The organism is Streptomyces sp. NPDC093064 (genome assembly GCF_044754605.1).
Classification (GTDB): Bacteria; Actinomycetota; Actinomycetes; order Streptomycetales; family Streptomycetaceae; genus Streptomyces.
Genome location: NZ_JBIVPK010000061.1, coordinates 24,355 through 39,111, shown reverse-complemented (window position 1 = coordinate 39,111; position 14,757 = coordinate 24,355). Strand labels below are relative to the sequence as shown.

Here is a 14,757-nt window from a genome sequence, read left to right as displayed (position 1 = left end):
GGACCGGCACATGCCCCACCTGCCACCGCGGCATCCCCGCTTCAGCTCCGCCAGAACACCACCCACGCCAGCCAACCTAACGAAGTACTACTAGCCAAGGTCACGCAAACAGGCACGGCGGGAAAGCCCGGCGGCAACGGCTGTCGGCCGACCGCGGATGACCACGACGAAAAGGCATGCGGCCGCACCGAGAACAACCGCGTACCGCTGCCCGGTGACGCCCGAGAGAACGCCAACGCGACCTGCCCCACAGGCGTGCGGGCTGTCTTGCGGGTTGTCCGTCATGACGCCTGCTCGAAGGCAAGGTCGCTGGCCAGCACCGCGGCGCCGGTCACACCGGCTCGCGGTCCCAGGTCGGACAGCACAACGGGCAGGTTCCTGGTCGCAAGCGGCAGCGACCGGTGGTACACGACGCTGCGGATCTCGGCGAGCAGGATGTTGCCGAGCTGGGCGAGCCCGCCACCGATCACGATCATCGAGGGGTTGGCGAAGCTGACCAAGCCGGCGAGCACGCCGCCGACGTGGCGCCCGCCGTCGCGGATGAGTCGGATGCACGTCACGTCGCCCTCGGACGCGCCCTCGGCCACGTCCTTCGCGCCGACCGCGCCGGAGGCGGCAAGCCGCTCGGCCAGTGCCGGGGACCCATTCGAGCGCGCCGCTGCGGTCGCCTCGCGGGCGAGTACGGCGTCGCTGAACAGCGCCTCGAGGCAGCCGACGTTGCCGCAGGAACAGACCGGCCCGTGCGCGTCGACCTGGATGTGCCCGATGTCGCCCGCGCAGCCGTCAGTCCCGCGGTAGACGTGCCCGTCCTGATAGATGCCGCACCCGACCCCGGTTCCGATCTTGATGAACAGGAAGTCGTTGACCGAGTGCGCAGCGCCGCCATGCCGCTCGCCTATCGCCATGATGTTCACGTCGTTGTCGACGATCGCGGGGCAGCTGTGCTCACGGGTGAGGTACTCCCGCACAGGGAACCGGTCCCAGCCCGGCATGATCGGCGGCGACACCGGCATACCGTCGCGGAAGCTCACCGGGCCAGGCACCCCGATGCCGACCGCGGTCAGCCGCTCGTACGCCCCCTCCGCGCGGGCTTTGGCGAGCAACTCGTCGACGCGGTGGAGGATCGCTTTCGGCCCCGCCCGGAGGTCGGCGGACTCGTGGTACGCCGCCACCTGCTCCAGGCGACCATTGGTCACCTCGACGTCGATCGAGGTGGCGTCCAGGTCGATGGCGGCGAAGCGCAGATCCGGGTTCAGCTCGACGAGCGTCGACCGGCGGCCGCCTCGGGACGTGGCGGGCCCGGCCTCTACGGCGTAGCCCGCCGCGATCAGACGCTCCAGCTCGGCGAGCAGCCGCCGCCGCGGTACCTCAAGGCGGTCGGCCAGTTCAGCACGCGACAACGCGCCTTCATCGCGCAGCAGCCGCAGCAGCTCAACGTGCAGCGGTTCTGGGCTTCGCACCGGGTTCACCTCTGACGCGTTCATATCAGCGCAACATGCTGCGCTTAACCACAATAGTGACTTTTGCCAGGACTGTTCTATATCTTCGGACCTTACCTCTAGAACTTTTGTTCTCCTATGCAGAAGCCTCAGACAGGATTCGCCGGCTCGCACCCCGCTCGCGCCGCGGTCGCCACCGTGTCGCATGGCCACCGCGGCGCAAGCAGAACGGAGAGCTGCCAGGTGTCAGCCGCGGAGTGCCGCCATGTTGGTCGCACTGATCCTGGCGAACCTCAGGGACTGGCCCTGATCCGAGTTGCCGCCCGGGGCGTTGTCCTGCTCGTAGTTCGAGTTGTAGTGGCCCTTGGCGCCGATGGTCTTGTAGAAGGTCTTGTAGTCGATGTCGCTGCGGGAGTCGCCGAACGGGATGAAGTTGTAGCCGTTGCCGACACCGGGTGCCTCGCCGGTGGCGTCGCCGTCCTTGGCGTGGAACAGCTGGTACCGCTGTCGCTGCTTCGCGACCTGGGCGGCCGGGTCGAAGATGTCCTCGACGCGGTTGCCCTCCCAGTCGTAGCGCCACCGCCACTGGTGCTGGGCGACGTGCGCCCAGTACACGTCCAGCTCGATGACGCACAGGGCCGGGTCGGTGACGTCGAGATAGTGCTGCATGAGGCGCTTACCCGACTCTCCCCGCACCTGCGTGGGCGGAATCGGCCTACCTGTCACGCGGTCCTCGGTCACGGTGACCATGGGACCGTCCTGCAGGAAGTTGTACGCCGGCGAGTGGTTGTGGGTGTACATGTGGATGCCCGACTGCAGGCTGAGCGTGTTCAGCGCCTCCCACTTCTCGCCGGCGACGGTCCACGGCTCGATGTTGCGGTTGCCCGCGTTCGTCGGGTCGTTGCCGGTGCCCATGTACGGCATGCCCAGGATCGCCGCGAATTCGAGCTCGGTCTGCAGCCGCTCGTAGTCCTGTGTGGACATTGCGCCGCCGGGGCTGTTCGGGCCGTTCCACGTGTTCGGTACGAACCCGTGGTTGCCGATCGCCTCCAGACCGTACGCGTCGAGGAAGCCGCGCAGCGTACGCGCGTATGCCAGGTACGCCGCTCGCGACTGCGCTGTGGTGACGCCGCCGGGGGCCGGGTTGGGCACGTCACCGCCGGGGTTCGCGGCGTTCTGGCCGTAGCCGGCGAACTCGATCTGCTTGAAGCCGCAGTTCGCCAGGAACTCGAACAGCTCCAGCCAGCCGCCGGGCAGCGGCACGAGCGGGCCGAGGTCGGTGGGGTCCTGCGGGAAGTTCGGGCCACCCAGGCGGCCCATGGTGGGTGAGACGCCGCGCGCCGCGCTCGCCGCGATGCCGACCCGCGTGGGCACATCGCGCTGGCTGTAGGTGATCGTGCCCAGCTTGCCGCCCGGGATGAGCCGCCCGTTGGCCGCGCTCGCCTGGGCCGGCGTGAACACGGACGCGGGGCCGAGTGGGCTGAACGTCGCGGCCACCGCCGCGCCCGTGCCGACCATGAACCGGCGCCGGTTGAACTTGCTGTTGAAGGCCATTGTGGTTCTCTCTTTCGAAGTGGCTGAACCAAACCAAGGGCCGGGGCGCCGTGCCGATCGCACGGCGCCCGGCCGCGGGGCCGTGCTAGGGCGCGCTCACCCCTCGCCCGCCGAACTCGACCCAGTTGAGGTTGAACAGGTTGGCGCCGGTCTGGCCGCCCGTGACCGACCGGAACACGAGGTAGATCTTGTGCTTGCCGCCCGGGTTGGTGATCGGGAACGTCTGGCTCTGCCACTTCGCCGTGTCACCGGTCGACGTGAGCTTCGCCGTGGTGAGAATCGGCCCGCCGACCGAGTCGAGGTGGACCTCGACGGCGGCCATCGGGCTACCCGCCGGCACCTGCGTCGACGTGCTCGCCACCCGGAACGTCATCGAGTCGCTGTTCAGCAGGTTGAACGGTCCGTTCAAGGCGATCCAGTCGCCGCTGCCGAGGCTGCCTCGGTGCTGGCTGCCGCCGTCCGGGTCGTTCGTCGTGGCGACGTTGGTACCGGACTCCTCGAGGGCGAACTCGACCTCCTGGCGCTTTTGCCGGATCTCGTTCTGAGCGACCGTCGTCAGCGCCGGAACGCCGCCGGCACCGCCGCGATCGGTGTATGAGGCGCTGATGACGCCGAACACGTTGCCCCCGTGGGACACGTCGTCAGGGTCGGTCGGCAGCACACCCGTGCAGCCGTGGACGGTCTGCTCGGCGTGGCCGTGACTGTCGTGGCCGAGGACGAACGTCACCTCGACCCGGTTGCAGTCGATCGTCTTGTCCTCGGGGTCGGTGACCGTCACCGAGAACGGGATGCTCTCGCCGAAGGAGAACAGGCCGCCCTCGACCGGCGTACTGACGGTCACGGTGGGCGCGGTGTTGCCGACCGTGATGGTCGTGTTCGCCGAGGCGGACTTGCCGCTCGAGTCGAACACCGTAAGTCGCGCGGTGTACTGCCCCGGCGTCGTATAGGTGTACTTCGGGTCGGGGTCGATCGAGTCGACGACTCCGTCACCGTTGAAGTCCCACTCGAACCGAATCGAGTCGCCCGGGTCGGGATCCCGCGAGCCCTCGCTGGAGAACTGCACGGTCAGCGGTGCGGAGCCGTTTGTCGGCGTCGCCGCGAGCTTCGGGATCGGTGCGCGCTGGCCCTTGACGTAGTCCCACCGGTACATGCCGGCGTCGTTGTTGCTGGTGAAGAAGCCGTCGCCGTAGGTGAGCAGGTAGAAGTGACCGTTCCCGTCGAACTGCATGTCCATCGGGTTGTCGCACTCGAACGGGTTGTTCGTCTCCGGGACCCGCTTTGCAGAGAGGCCGCCGCAGTCGAGCAAGTTGTTGATCTTGAATACCCGGCCCTTCGAGTCCAGGCGGATCTCCCGCAGGGTGTCCCGGGTGAACTCGCCGAAGAAGACCGCGTTGTCGTAGTACGGCGGCAGCTTCGTCGCATCCGGGTTGTCCGGGTCGAAGTGGTACTTGGCCGCGCCGTGCGGGCCGACACCGCCGGTGCCGAGCTCGGGGAACAGCCGCGGGCAGGTGGTGGCGCCGGAGCCGTTGTAGTAGGCGAGGCACGGCGTACCGATCGGGTTGTCCGCCCGGTTCTCGGGTGTGAACGAGTACCAGATGTCCGGGTTGGTGATCGGCGGGCTGTACTCGAGGCCGGGCTCCACGGTGGGCCCACCGGAGAGGTTCCACCTGGAGTCGTTCTGCGGCCCGCGGTTGGGGTTGTCGCACTCGAACGTCTGCGGCGGACTGTCCTGCGGCGTGGAGGTGTTGAAGTCCCAGCGGTAGTACGGCAGGTCCGTCCGGTAGCAGAGCGGCCAGCCGTAGTTCGCCGGCTTGCGAACGATCTCGACCCGGCCGGTCCCAGCCGGCCCGCGGAAGTTCTGCGGGGTCTGCGAGTCGGGCGAGTAGTCGGTGACGTAGGCGACGTCGTTCTCGTCGACCTGGATCCGGAACGGGTTCCGGAAGCCCATCGCGTAGATCTCCGGACGGGTCTTGTCCTTGCCGACAGGGAAGAGGTTGTCCGCGGGGACCGTGTAGGCGCCGCCGAACTTGTTCTGATCGCCGGCGGCGATGGCGCCGTCCTTGACCGTGATGCGCAGGATCTTGCCGCGCAGGTCGTTGGTGTTCAGCGCCGAGCGGCGAGCGTCGACGTGCGGGGCGTTGAACTGTCCGTTCGTGGTCAGCATGTCGTTGAAGGGACTGAAGCCCCCGGAGTTGCCGCCGCCGGCCGGGGTGTCATCGCCGGTGACCATCCACAGGTTGTTGTGCTTGTCGAAGTCGATGTCGCCCGCGACATGGCAGCAGGCGCCGCGGTTGACCGGAACGCGCATGATCTCCTGCTCGGACGCGACGTCGAGGTGTGCCGGCTTGTCCGCGGTGGCATCGACGAACTTGAAGCGGGAGAGCTGGAAGTACCCGACCCAGGGATCCCAGACCGCCGGCGAGTCCCCGGTGTTCGGCGCGTTCGCCTCCGGAGTCGTCTGCGTGACGATCTCGCCGGTCGACAGCTTCACGTCCTTCACCGTGGGTGGCGCGTAGTAGAGGTAGACCCAGTGGTTGGTCTTGAAGTCGTTGTCGATCCCCGGCCCGTACATGCCGTCCTCGCTGGCCTGGTAGACCGGGATCTGGGCCAGCACGGTGGTCTTGTTCGACTTGGGGTCGTGCAGCCGGACGCTGCCGCGGCGGTCGGTCTGGATGACCCGGCCGTCGGGAAAGACGTCGAAGCCGATCGGCTCGCCCAGGTTCGGCGGCGCCGCGACGGTCGTCTGCTGGTAGTTGGCCAGCACCGTCGCGCCGCAGTCGGAGTACACCGGGTCGGCCTGCCCGGCCGCCCACTTGATCGCGCCGCCGAGGTGCGAGCGCAGGTTGGTCTCGCCGAAGCTGGCGGCGGTGTTGCCGAGCGCGGTGTAGAACGAGCGGCCGCCCTGCCAGTCCTTGCACCAGGTGACCGGGTGGTCGTGCCCCATCGTGCCGCCGCTGATGCCGGTGAGCGTCCCGCCCCACGACTGCTGCTTGAAGGTGTCCTCGACGACGGTGGCGATGACATGGCTCTTGCCACGCACGTTGGACTTGAAGTTGTACCAGGCGTCGGTGCGGGTCCAGTACTCCGGCAGGTTCTTCGACGCGTCGTGGACGCGGTCGGCGACCTTGATGGTGCCGGGCTGCACGCCGGTCCGGCCGGACGCGCGGGTGCCGAGGGCGTCGGACAGGAAGTCCCAGCCGGGCTGGGCCTCGATCGCCGAGCCGATGGCGACGAAGCCGCCGCCCGCGCGGTAGTACGCCTCGAAGGCGTCCTGCTGGGCGGTGGTGAGCAAGTCGCCGCTGGTGTTGAGGAAGACGACGGCGCGGTACTGCTTGAGATGCTCCTCGTCGAACTTGCGGGCGTCGTCGGTCACCTGGACCGCGAACCGGAGTTGATCGCCGAGCTGCCTGATGGCGCCGACACCTGCGGCGGTCGCCGCCGGGTCTCCGCCCGTGGATTTCGTGAAGACCAAGACTCTGTATTGCATGCCGCGGCTGTCCGGCGCGGCCGCGGCCGCCTCCGGGGCGGACGCCGATGCCAGGCCGATGAGCGCGCTGGCCACGAGCGCGAGCAGCACGCCGAACGCGGTGAGGCGGCGGCGGAGGGCTATGCGCATGGAACCTCCTCGGGGGTACGCCCGACCAACGGGCCGTCGCGCGGAGACGGCCCGGCCGGGAAGGGTGCGGTATGCGCCGGTATGTCCAGAGGAAAAGGCAAACGGGTAGTCGATCGCTGCAGTGCGAGTGAGGATGGAGTGACGGCAAGTGCGTCCACTACGCCGAGTTGCGCGTCAATCGCTCACCGGGATCACTGGTGAGCGACTGACGCAGTCCAAGTTCTTGCGCGGATCGTATAGGCGCGAATCCGCCAAAGATAGAGTCTGATGCGCGAAAGTTTTTGGCAAACAAGCTGAACTTCTGCTCAGACAAGCCAAAGTCCGCTGAAGATGAGAGGAACGCCGTTGCCCAGCCGACGATCTCCGACGGCACATCACCGGCGTACGGGCGATTCGCCCAACTGGTGCGGGCCGACGAGGACACGGTGCGCGATGTGATCCGCCGGTTCAACGAGATCGGCCTGGCCTGTCTGGACCCTCGCTGGGCAGGAGGCCGTCCCCGCCGACTCAGCTCTGACGACGAGGACTTCGTCGTCCAGACGGCCATCACCCGACCGACCGAGCTCGGCGAGCCCTTCACCCGCTGGTCCCTGCGCAAGCTCGCCGCCTGCCTGCGTCTCGTCCACGCCCGCGTCATCCGCATCGGCTGCGGGGCCTGCGCTGCCTGCTCGCCCGACGCAGCGTCACCTTCCAACGCACCAAGGCCTGGAAGGAATCCCCCGACCCCGCCTGCGACGCCAAGCTCGACCGCATCGAGGAGGTGCTTGGGCGACACCCTCCTCGCGGCCTGGTGAGGCCGGGAACAACTGGCCCTCGGCCGTGGCTCGTTGAAGCCGTTCCGCAGTGACCCGGACGCGGCGGGCCGGCACGCCGTCGGCGTCCGGCGTGTCGACCAGCGGGCCTCCACCGCCACCGAGTGGGTCTTCGACCGCAAGCACCTACTTACCTCGGTGAACGCAGCTACCTCACCGAGGACGCCACAGCGTGCAAGAAGTGCACGGTCCTGGAGGTGACCGCCGTCCCAAGTACGTCCAGTACGAGGACTTCCGGCCGGGCACTCCCCCAAGCTCTTCGAGCAGGGGGGAGTGCCCGGAGTACGCACCGGACGCCGCTCCTTCACGGGCAAACATCGCCCGCCGCGGTGCTAGCTGATCTTTTTCCAGGGCCCGTTGGGGATACCCGGGGTTTGGTTGCGGGTGTACCACTGGGCCTGGTAAGTGCTGCCCTGATAGGTGACCCGGTCGCCGGAGTTGTAGATCGTGGTCGGGGTCCAGGCCGCGAGTCCGTTCGGTCCGGGGGGCGCCTGCTCCTCCCACGAACCGGTCGGGTCACCGGGGGTCTCATTGCGGGTGCGCCAGTCCGCCTTGAAGGTCTTGCCGTTGTAGACGGCCACGTCGCCCGTGTTGAAGATCCGCGACGCCGTCCAGATGGCGGTCCCGTCCTCCGTCATGGCGATCTCCTGCCACGGGCCTTGCGGGTCCCCCGGGTTCTGGTTCTGCGTGCTCCAAGAGGCCGTGTACATCTTGCCCTGGTAGCCGACCTTGTCGCCGGTCTTGTACGACGTCGAGGCGCTGCATGCCGGGGGCAGGCCCACCGTGACGGTCAGGGTCTGGGCTTCCGGTGTGAGCAGATCGCTGCCCGAGTAGGACGCGAGCATCACGTGGCTTCCGACGGCCAGACCGATCGGCAGAGTGAACGTTGCCCTGCCGTTGGTCAGGGTGGCCTTGCCGCGCGAGGTAGCCCCCTCGTCGAGGGTGACGGTGCCGGTGGCGGGCAGGCCGGGGGCGCTGACCGTTACCGTCACCGTGGCCGCCGTCCCGAACTGCGCGGCCGGGGCGGCCGTGGCCATCTTCGGGACGACCGGCATGATCACGACCGTTGCCTGCTTCGTCGCGGTGAACCCGTAGTCGTCGGTCCCGGTCACTGTCACCGGGTAGCTGCCGGGCATGGACGTGTTGACCTGGGAGACGTCGACCTTGATCGTGCCAGGGACGTTGAGCCTCCCGCCGAAAGCGTCGAGCACCGCCGCCTCGGTCATGCCGGGGCCGGCGAGGGAGACGGAGTCGTTGGCCGGTCACCGCGACCGGGTCGGAGACGTAGCCGTCCTTCTTCGCGGTCACCAGCACGGTGTAGTGGCCCACCGTGCGGTAGTCGACGTCGCTGGAGTCGACGGTGATGGTCGCGTCGGCGGAGTCGGACGTGACGCCGATGGCACTGCGCAGGGCCGCGTCGTCGGCCGGCCCGTGGCCGGCCTGGTAGACCAGCGCATCCTTGTCCACGCTGACGGTCGGGGCCGGGGCAGACGGAAGCGGGGTGCCGAGCGTGAAGGTGGTCACGACCGCGGTCTGGTCGCTGGTCCAAGCGTTGGCGTTGCCATCGGTGTCCGACGGCCAGCCGGCGACGAGGGTGTTGGAGCCGAGCGTATGGAGGTCGCTGCCGGCGTAGTCGACGTAGTCGATCCGGTCGTGCGGCTCGGCGCCGCCGGTCGTCGGGTTGGTCGTCACGATGGGCGACCAGGTGTTCCCGGCATCGGCCGCCGGATCGGGGTGGGCCTTGCGGAAGGAGTCCGTCAGGCCCGTGCCGGTGATGGCGTCGGGCACCGGCCAGTGGACGGCGCCGACGTTGCAGTGCTTGGCAGCGGTGGCATCGGTCCAGTCGGCGGCCGACGGGGAGGCGAGGTCGCCGAGGAACACCACGGGCGTGGTTTCGGCCGAGTCGACCTCGGGCTTGATCGCGGCGGCGATGGCCTGAGCCTGGGCGTAGCGGGTGCTCGCCTTCTCCGCGGCGACAACGGCCGACGCGTCGGTTCCGGCTTCGGCACAAGCCTGCTCCGGCCCGTAGGCCGTCTCGTCGAGAGCGGCATTCCACACCCGGACGTTCCGGCCGCCCACGTTGACCGTCACACCGACGGCGGGGACCGAGTCGGTCGCGACGACAACCCCTGTCGAAGAGATGGGCCAGGCGGAAACGATGCCGAGACCGCCCTCGCCCTCGTAGTCGTACCAGCCGAGTGCCTTCGCGAGTTGGTGCGCGCCGGTTCCGCCGTCCTCCTGGACGCCGATGACGTCGAGGCCGTTGTTGGCGATGACGGTGAGGTTCTTCAGCAGCGAGTCGTCCACATGCTTGCCGGCATCCCAGAGGTTCCAGGTAGCGGCGGCGACCTGTGGGGCGTCATCGGCGGCGATGACCGGAACCTCGACGGTGATCTGGGAGGTCGTGGTCCCGTCGGTGGCCTGCACGGTGATCGTGCCCGGGTGTTGGGGCGCTGCGCTCGGCGCGGTCCCGCTCACGACGCCGTGAGCATCGACGCTGAGCCAGGAGTCACCGCTGATCTTCTTGTACGAGGTGACGGCGTTGCCGTTCCACAGGCCGGCCACCGACTGCGAGACCGCGGCCTTCACTCGGGCCTGCGGGGCGTGGAAGGTGTCGGTGACGAAGCCCTCGGGCACGGTGGCGACGGGGGTGGTCGGCACGGCGACAGGTGCTCCGCACAGGCATCGATGGCGTCGATCCGGGCTTTCTCGGCGCCGTGTGAATCGGCCTCCCCGTCCAGTCGGCGGTAGCAGACCAGGGCGGCGGCGATGCCGGCGAAAGCCAGGAAATGCGCCGCCACCGTGGAGTTTGGTCGGTCGTCGCCGCCGGGGTCCGCGCCGGGAGCGGATGGGCGGGATACCCCGCACAAGCGGCTCCAGCCCCTGACTGTCGTGGGTGTTCGCGGCGGAGATGCCGATGGGGAGCGGCAAGGCCTTCCTCGGCCTCGCCACCTGACTGATCACCCACCGACGCGTCCAACGCCTTTGTCAGAACCTCTTACTCGACGACGAGGTCCACCGGGATGTTGCCGCGGGTGGCGTTGGAGTACGGGCAGACCTGGTGGGCCTGCTCGACCAGCTTGCGGCCGGTGGCCTTGTCGATGCTGTCGGGCAGTTCGATGCGGAGGGTCACGGCGAGCGCGAAACCCTCGCCCTGCTTGCCGATGCCGACCTCACCGGTGACCGCGGCATCACTGACATCCACCTTCGCCATCCGGCCGACCACGCCGAGGGCGCTGGCGAAACAGGCGGCGTACCCCGCGGCGAACAGCTGCTCGGGGTTGGTGCCCTGCCCGTTGCCGCCCATCTCCACCGGGACGGCCAGCTGCAGGTCGAGCTTGCCGTCGGAGCTGACGGCGCGGCCGTCCCGGCCGTGAGTGGCGGTGGCGACGGCGGTGTAGAGCGTGTCCATGGGGACCAAGTCCTCTCGAAGCGATACGAGTATCGGTTGCGGATATAAGTAGAGCACACAATTGAGTTGTGCACAATCAAATGGCGCAGTGTCCGGTTATCCTGGCCGCATGACTACCGAGGTTCCGCCCAGCGCCCCGCCGGACGAGGAGTGGCTGCGTCTGGACCGCCAGATCTGCTTCTCCCTCCATGCCGCCTCGCGTGCCTTCAACGGCGTCTACCGCGTGGTCCTCAAGGAGCTCGGGCTGACCTACCCGCAATATCTGGTGATGCTGGTGCTCTGGGAGCACGGCGACACGCCCGTGAAGCGGCTCGGGGAGCATCTGCGACTGGACTCCGGCACCCTGTCCCCCCTGCTCAAGCGGCTGGAGGCGGCCGGTCTGGTGCATCGGGAGCGCAGCGCGCGTGACGAGCGGTCGGTCGAGGTGCGGCTCACCGAGGAGGGCGCGGCACTGCGCGAGCGGGCGCTCCGGGTGCCCCACCGGATCGGCACGGCGACCGGCTTCACCGTCGACGAGATCCGCGAGCTGCGCGCCCGCCTCGACCGGCTCACCATGGCGCTCGACACGGCGGCCCTGGAGGAGGCTCCCGACTGCGGGTGACAGCTGCCGGACATGAGAGGGACCCGAGGCGGGGCCGGAGGCGTACGGATCGTTGCGCGCGACGAGTCACCCCCTTCCCGTCATGATCCGGGGGTGTCACCGGGCCCGGAGGCATCGACGGACCGCCTGATCGAGTCTACTGAGGGCGTATCCGACAAGTTGAACTTAGTGCAAGACGCTGCGTACCGTTGAGGACATGGCACGCAACACCCTCACCCGCGACCAGATCGTCCATGCCGCCATCGAGCATCTGGACACTGACGGCCTCGAAGGCCTGAACATGCGCGCCCTGGGCAAACGACTCGACTCCGCTGCTACCGCCGTGTACTGGCACGTCAAGAACAAGGACAACCTCGTGCTGCTCGCCACCGACCAGGTCTGGAGCGAGCTCGAACTACCCGACCTGGCAACGGCCGACTGGCGCACCGCGGCCACCGCGATGGCCACCGACCTGTACACGATGTTCACCAGGCACCCCTGGCTGGTGCAGGTCCTCGCTGCCCACGTCGTCTACGGCGAGGGCAAAGCCCGCCACGACGACCACCATCTCGCCGTCTACGAGACCGCAGGCTTCACCGCCACCCAGGCCGACCAGGCCGCGGCCGCCGTCTTCACCTACGTCCTCGGCAACGCCGCCGGCACCGCCGCGACCGCTGCACTCACCCGCAAACTCGGCGACGGCAGCACCGCCGCGGAAGAGCAGGTCCAGGCCGCCATGACCCAAGCCCGAGAGATCGCGATGCGCTACCCCCGCCTGCGCGCCCGCCTGGAGACCCCCGCGGCCACCGGCTACGCCGTCGCCCCCGCCGGGACCTTCGAACTCGGCCTCCACGCCCTCCTTGACGGGCTGGCGAGGCAGCACACCGGAAAGGCCGGCGACCAATGAGCCCCGCACACCGTCGGCTGGATGCCCACGGTGTGCGCTGCGTCGCCGCCCGCCGTAAGGCGGTTCAGTGATCTGCCGTGGGAGGGAGCTGCTGCAAGGTCCAGCCGTTGCCGTCCGGGTCGGTGAACGCCGCGTAGGAGACGGTCGGCTTGCCCGGCGCGCTCAGGTCCTCCACCTCGGCGACCTCGACTCCGTGCCCAACCAACTCGGCCCGGGCGGCGTGGATGTCGTCAACGACGAGGTGCAGGCCCTGGACCGAGCCCGGGGGAGTTCCGACGAGGCCAACGCCGATGGCAATCGAGCAGGCCGACCCCGGCGGCGTCAGCTGGACGACGCGGAACGCGTCGTTCGGGCTGAAGTCGAGGTCGACCTTGAAGCCGAGCCGGTCGGCGTAGAAGGCCTTGGCGCGGTCGACGTCGGCGACCGGGAGCAGGATCAGTTCGAGGCGGTAGTCCATGGCGGCAGTTCCCTTCGCGAGGCTTGGTGGTCAGAGTGGCGCAGGCTGGAATCGACAGCGCATCTGCCCCCTGGGACGGAGCCGACAGGCCGTTCTCGACATCCTCTGCCATCTGGCTCCGTTCACTTCTAACGACAGCGTTTGTCGATGAGTGGTCACGTCCGCTGGAGTGATGTATCGACGGTCACTCGGTGATCTCGTTTTGAGGCTGTGCGGTGAGTCCGGTGGGCAGTGCGATCTCCTCGGTTTCCGACTCAAGGAGTTCGCAGCCCATGTCGTGGCGGGCTTCGGTCCACTCGTCGTTCTGCTCGGCCAGGACGAACCCGTGACACCGGGCCGAAGGCATCCGGGGCGTCCCGCGAAAGGGCGCTATACCTCCGATGGCGGGGCCCTGCCACACCGTATTTCTCACCCCCAACACCGGGTCCTACTTGCGGAAACGGCAGCTACGATCGAATCGATGTACATAGCAACGAATAGCAACGAACAAGGACGGTGACTGCCATGAGCCGCACCATGCTGGCGTACCGCATCCCTGAATGGGAACACCCCGCCGAAGTCGTCGAGGTCCCCGTACCGACACCGGGGCCGGGCCAGGTCCTGGTCAAGGTGGCCGGATGCGGGCTGTGCCACTCCGACTTCACCATGCTGGGCATGCCCGCCGAAACCGGCCGCGCCATGGGCTGGAACATGCCCTTCACCCTCGGCCACGAGACCGCTGGCCACATCGCCGAACTCGGCCCCGGCGTCACCGGCTTCACCTCCGGGGACGCGGTGGCACTGGTCTCCCCCGCCTCCTGCGGCACCTGCTCCTTCTGCGTCCGCGGCCAGGACAACAACTGCCCCAACGCCCCCGCCGGACGCGGCTTCGGCCGCGACGGTGGCCTCGCCGAATACGTCCTCGTCGACGACCTGCGCGCACTGCTGCCGCTACACGGCCTCGACCCGCGCACCGCGGGCCCGCTCACCGACGCCGGCGCCACCTCCTACCACGCCGTGCGCCGCGCGGTGCCGCGCATCCGTCCTGGCGGCACCGCCGTCGTCATCGGCGCGGGCGGCCTCGGCGCATTCGCGGTGCAGTATCTTCGTCTGCTCACCGGCGCCAACGTGATCGCCGTCGACACCGACCAGGCCCGTCTGAAGCTGGCCCATGAGCTGGGCGCGCACAACACGCTCGTTGGCACCAACGAGCAGACTGCCGATCAGATCCGCGCCCTCACGGACGGGTACGGAGCGGACGCCGTGCTGGACTTCGTCGGCGTGGACGCCACCATCGCCACCGGCACCGCCGCCGTCCGCCCCGCAGGCGCCTACGGCCTCATCGGCGCCGCCATGGGCCGCCTCCAAACCCCCTGGTACGGCGGACTGCCCCGCGACGGCGAAGTCTTCAACTTCCAGGGCAGCAGCATCGCCGACGTCCAAGAGGTGATGACGCTCGCCGAAACCGGACGCATCCAGAACAACGTCGACATCTTCCCCTTCGCCAAGGTCGAGGAAGCGTACAAGGCACTGCACGACGGCACCCTCCACGGCCGCGCCGTCGTCATCTTCGACAACTGAACCGGGCAGCACCCAGAGTGCGTAACCGTTTCGCCAAACCCGACGTTGAGCCTTGCGTCCGGGGAACAGACAAGATGTGCACCTGACCTCGCAGCGCCCTCGGCATCCAGCCGGGGCGCTGCGTTCGCTGTCTCCTTGGGCGTGAGATGTCAGGGAACTCTGCGCCGTCAGGGTGCAACCGGCTGGAGCAGGACGACGAGTACTTCAGCCGCGAGATCGCGGACGGCGCTCCCACTGCCAACGAGGCGCTGCGCGCGGTCGTCCACGGCGGCCCCATGCAGCCTCGGCCGCCTCTGGCGTGTCCATGGCCGCACGTGTCACACGATCGCCATTCGGCCGACATGGGTAAATCCACCCCACGGACCTTTCGCAATCGCACATTGCCCTCTTTTGCACAGCAGTTGACCGATGTACCTTCCC

The 14,757-nt window shown here is 68.5% G+C and carries 10 protein-coding genes and 3 pseudogenes; 4 read left to right on the top strand and 9 right to left on the bottom strand.

The window, feature by feature from the left end; translation table 11 throughout:
* Window positions 1-281 precede the first annotated feature (281 nt).
* The 3 genes from ACIQFZ_RS38160 to ACIQFZ_RS38150 form a co-directional block, all read right to left on the bottom strand.
* Window positions 282-1,460 carry an ROK family protein gene (locus ACIQFZ_RS38160; protein ID WP_376652611.1) on the bottom strand — a complete coding sequence of 393 codons (1,179 nt, stop codon included), beginning with the start codon at window positions 1,458-1,460 and terminating at the stop codon, window positions 282-284.
* A 225-nt stretch (window positions 1,461-1,685) separates the two neighbouring features.
* Window positions 1,686-2,993, bottom strand: coding sequence for a hypothetical protein (locus ACIQFZ_RS38155; protein ID WP_365436764.1), 1,308 nt, complete (start codon window positions 2,991-2,993; stop codon window positions 1,686-1,688).
* Between the two features lie 85 nt (window positions 2,994-3,078).
* Window positions 3,079-6,609 carry a ThuA domain-containing protein gene (locus ACIQFZ_RS38150; RefSeq protein WP_383063021.1) on the bottom strand — a complete coding sequence of 1,177 codons (3,531 nt, stop codon included), beginning with the start codon at window positions 6,607-6,609 and terminating at the stop codon, window positions 3,079-3,081.
* A 359-nt stretch (window positions 6,610-6,968) separates the two neighbouring features.
* Here ACIQFZ_RS38150 and ACIQFZ_RS38145 point away from each other — a divergent pair.
* Window positions 6,969-7,393: pseudogene (locus ACIQFZ_RS38145) on the top strand (helix-turn-helix domain-containing protein); the annotation flags it as partial.
* Window positions 7,394-7,753: 360 nt separating this feature from the next.
* Here the strand turns inward: ACIQFZ_RS38145 and ACIQFZ_RS38140 are convergent.
* The 4 genes and pseudogenes from ACIQFZ_RS38140 to ACIQFZ_RS38125 form a co-directional block, all read right to left on the bottom strand.
* A complete protein-coding gene (locus ACIQFZ_RS38140) occupies window positions 7,754-8,002 on the bottom strand; it encodes a carbohydrate-binding protein (protein WP_402693396.1) in 249 nt (82 codons plus the stop codon).
* Window positions 8,003-8,122: 120 nt separating this feature from the next.
* A pseudogene (locus ACIQFZ_RS38135) lies at window positions 8,123-8,458 on the bottom strand (Ig-like domain-containing protein); the annotation flags it as partial.
* A gap of 1,648 nt (window positions 8,459-10,106) precedes the next feature.
* Window positions 10,107-10,361, bottom strand: a pseudogene (locus ACIQFZ_RS38130) (IS5/IS1182 family transposase); the annotation flags it as partial.
* 58 nt (window positions 10,362-10,419) lie between these two features.
* Window positions 10,420-10,833, bottom strand: a complete 414-nt coding sequence (locus tag ACIQFZ_RS38125; RefSeq protein WP_365429139.1) for an organic hydroperoxide resistance protein — start codon at window positions 10,831-10,833, stop codon at window positions 10,420-10,422.
* A 109-nt stretch (window positions 10,834-10,942) separates the two neighbouring features.
* Between ACIQFZ_RS38125 and ACIQFZ_RS38120 the strand changes: the two genes are divergently transcribed.
* On the top strand, window positions 10,943-11,434 hold the full coding sequence (locus ACIQFZ_RS38120) for a MarR family winged helix-turn-helix transcriptional regulator (RefSeq protein WP_376652608.1): 492 nt from the start codon (window positions 10,943-10,945) through the stop codon (window positions 11,432-11,434).
* Between the two features lie 196 nt (window positions 11,435-11,630).
* The gene (locus ACIQFZ_RS38115) at window positions 11,631-12,320 is read left to right on the top strand and encodes a TetR/AcrR family transcriptional regulator C-terminal domain-containing protein (protein WP_365429133.1); all 690 of its coding nucleotides are present in this window, start codon (window positions 11,631-11,633) and stop codon (window positions 12,318-12,320) included.
* Window positions 12,321-12,384: 64 nt separating this feature from the next.
* Here ACIQFZ_RS38115 and ACIQFZ_RS38110 read toward each other — a convergent pair whose 3' ends face one another.
* A complete protein-coding gene (locus ACIQFZ_RS38110; RefSeq protein WP_365429130.1) occupies window positions 12,385-12,777 on the bottom strand; it encodes a VOC family protein in 393 nt (130 codons plus the stop codon).
* A gap of 184 nt (window positions 12,778-12,961) precedes the next feature.
* A complete protein-coding gene (locus ACIQFZ_RS38105; protein WP_383063026.1) occupies window positions 12,962-13,123 on the bottom strand; it encodes a hypothetical protein in 162 nt (53 codons plus the stop codon).
* Between the two features lie 158 nt (window positions 13,124-13,281).
* Between ACIQFZ_RS38105 and ACIQFZ_RS38100 the strand changes: the two genes are divergently transcribed.
* Window positions 13,282-14,337 (top strand): NAD(P)-dependent alcohol dehydrogenase, encoded by a 1,056-nt coding sequence (locus ACIQFZ_RS38100; RefSeq protein WP_402693395.1) that lies wholly within the window; start codon window positions 13,282-13,284, stop codon window positions 14,335-14,337.
* The last annotated feature ends 420 nt before the right edge of the window (window positions 14,338-14,757 follow it).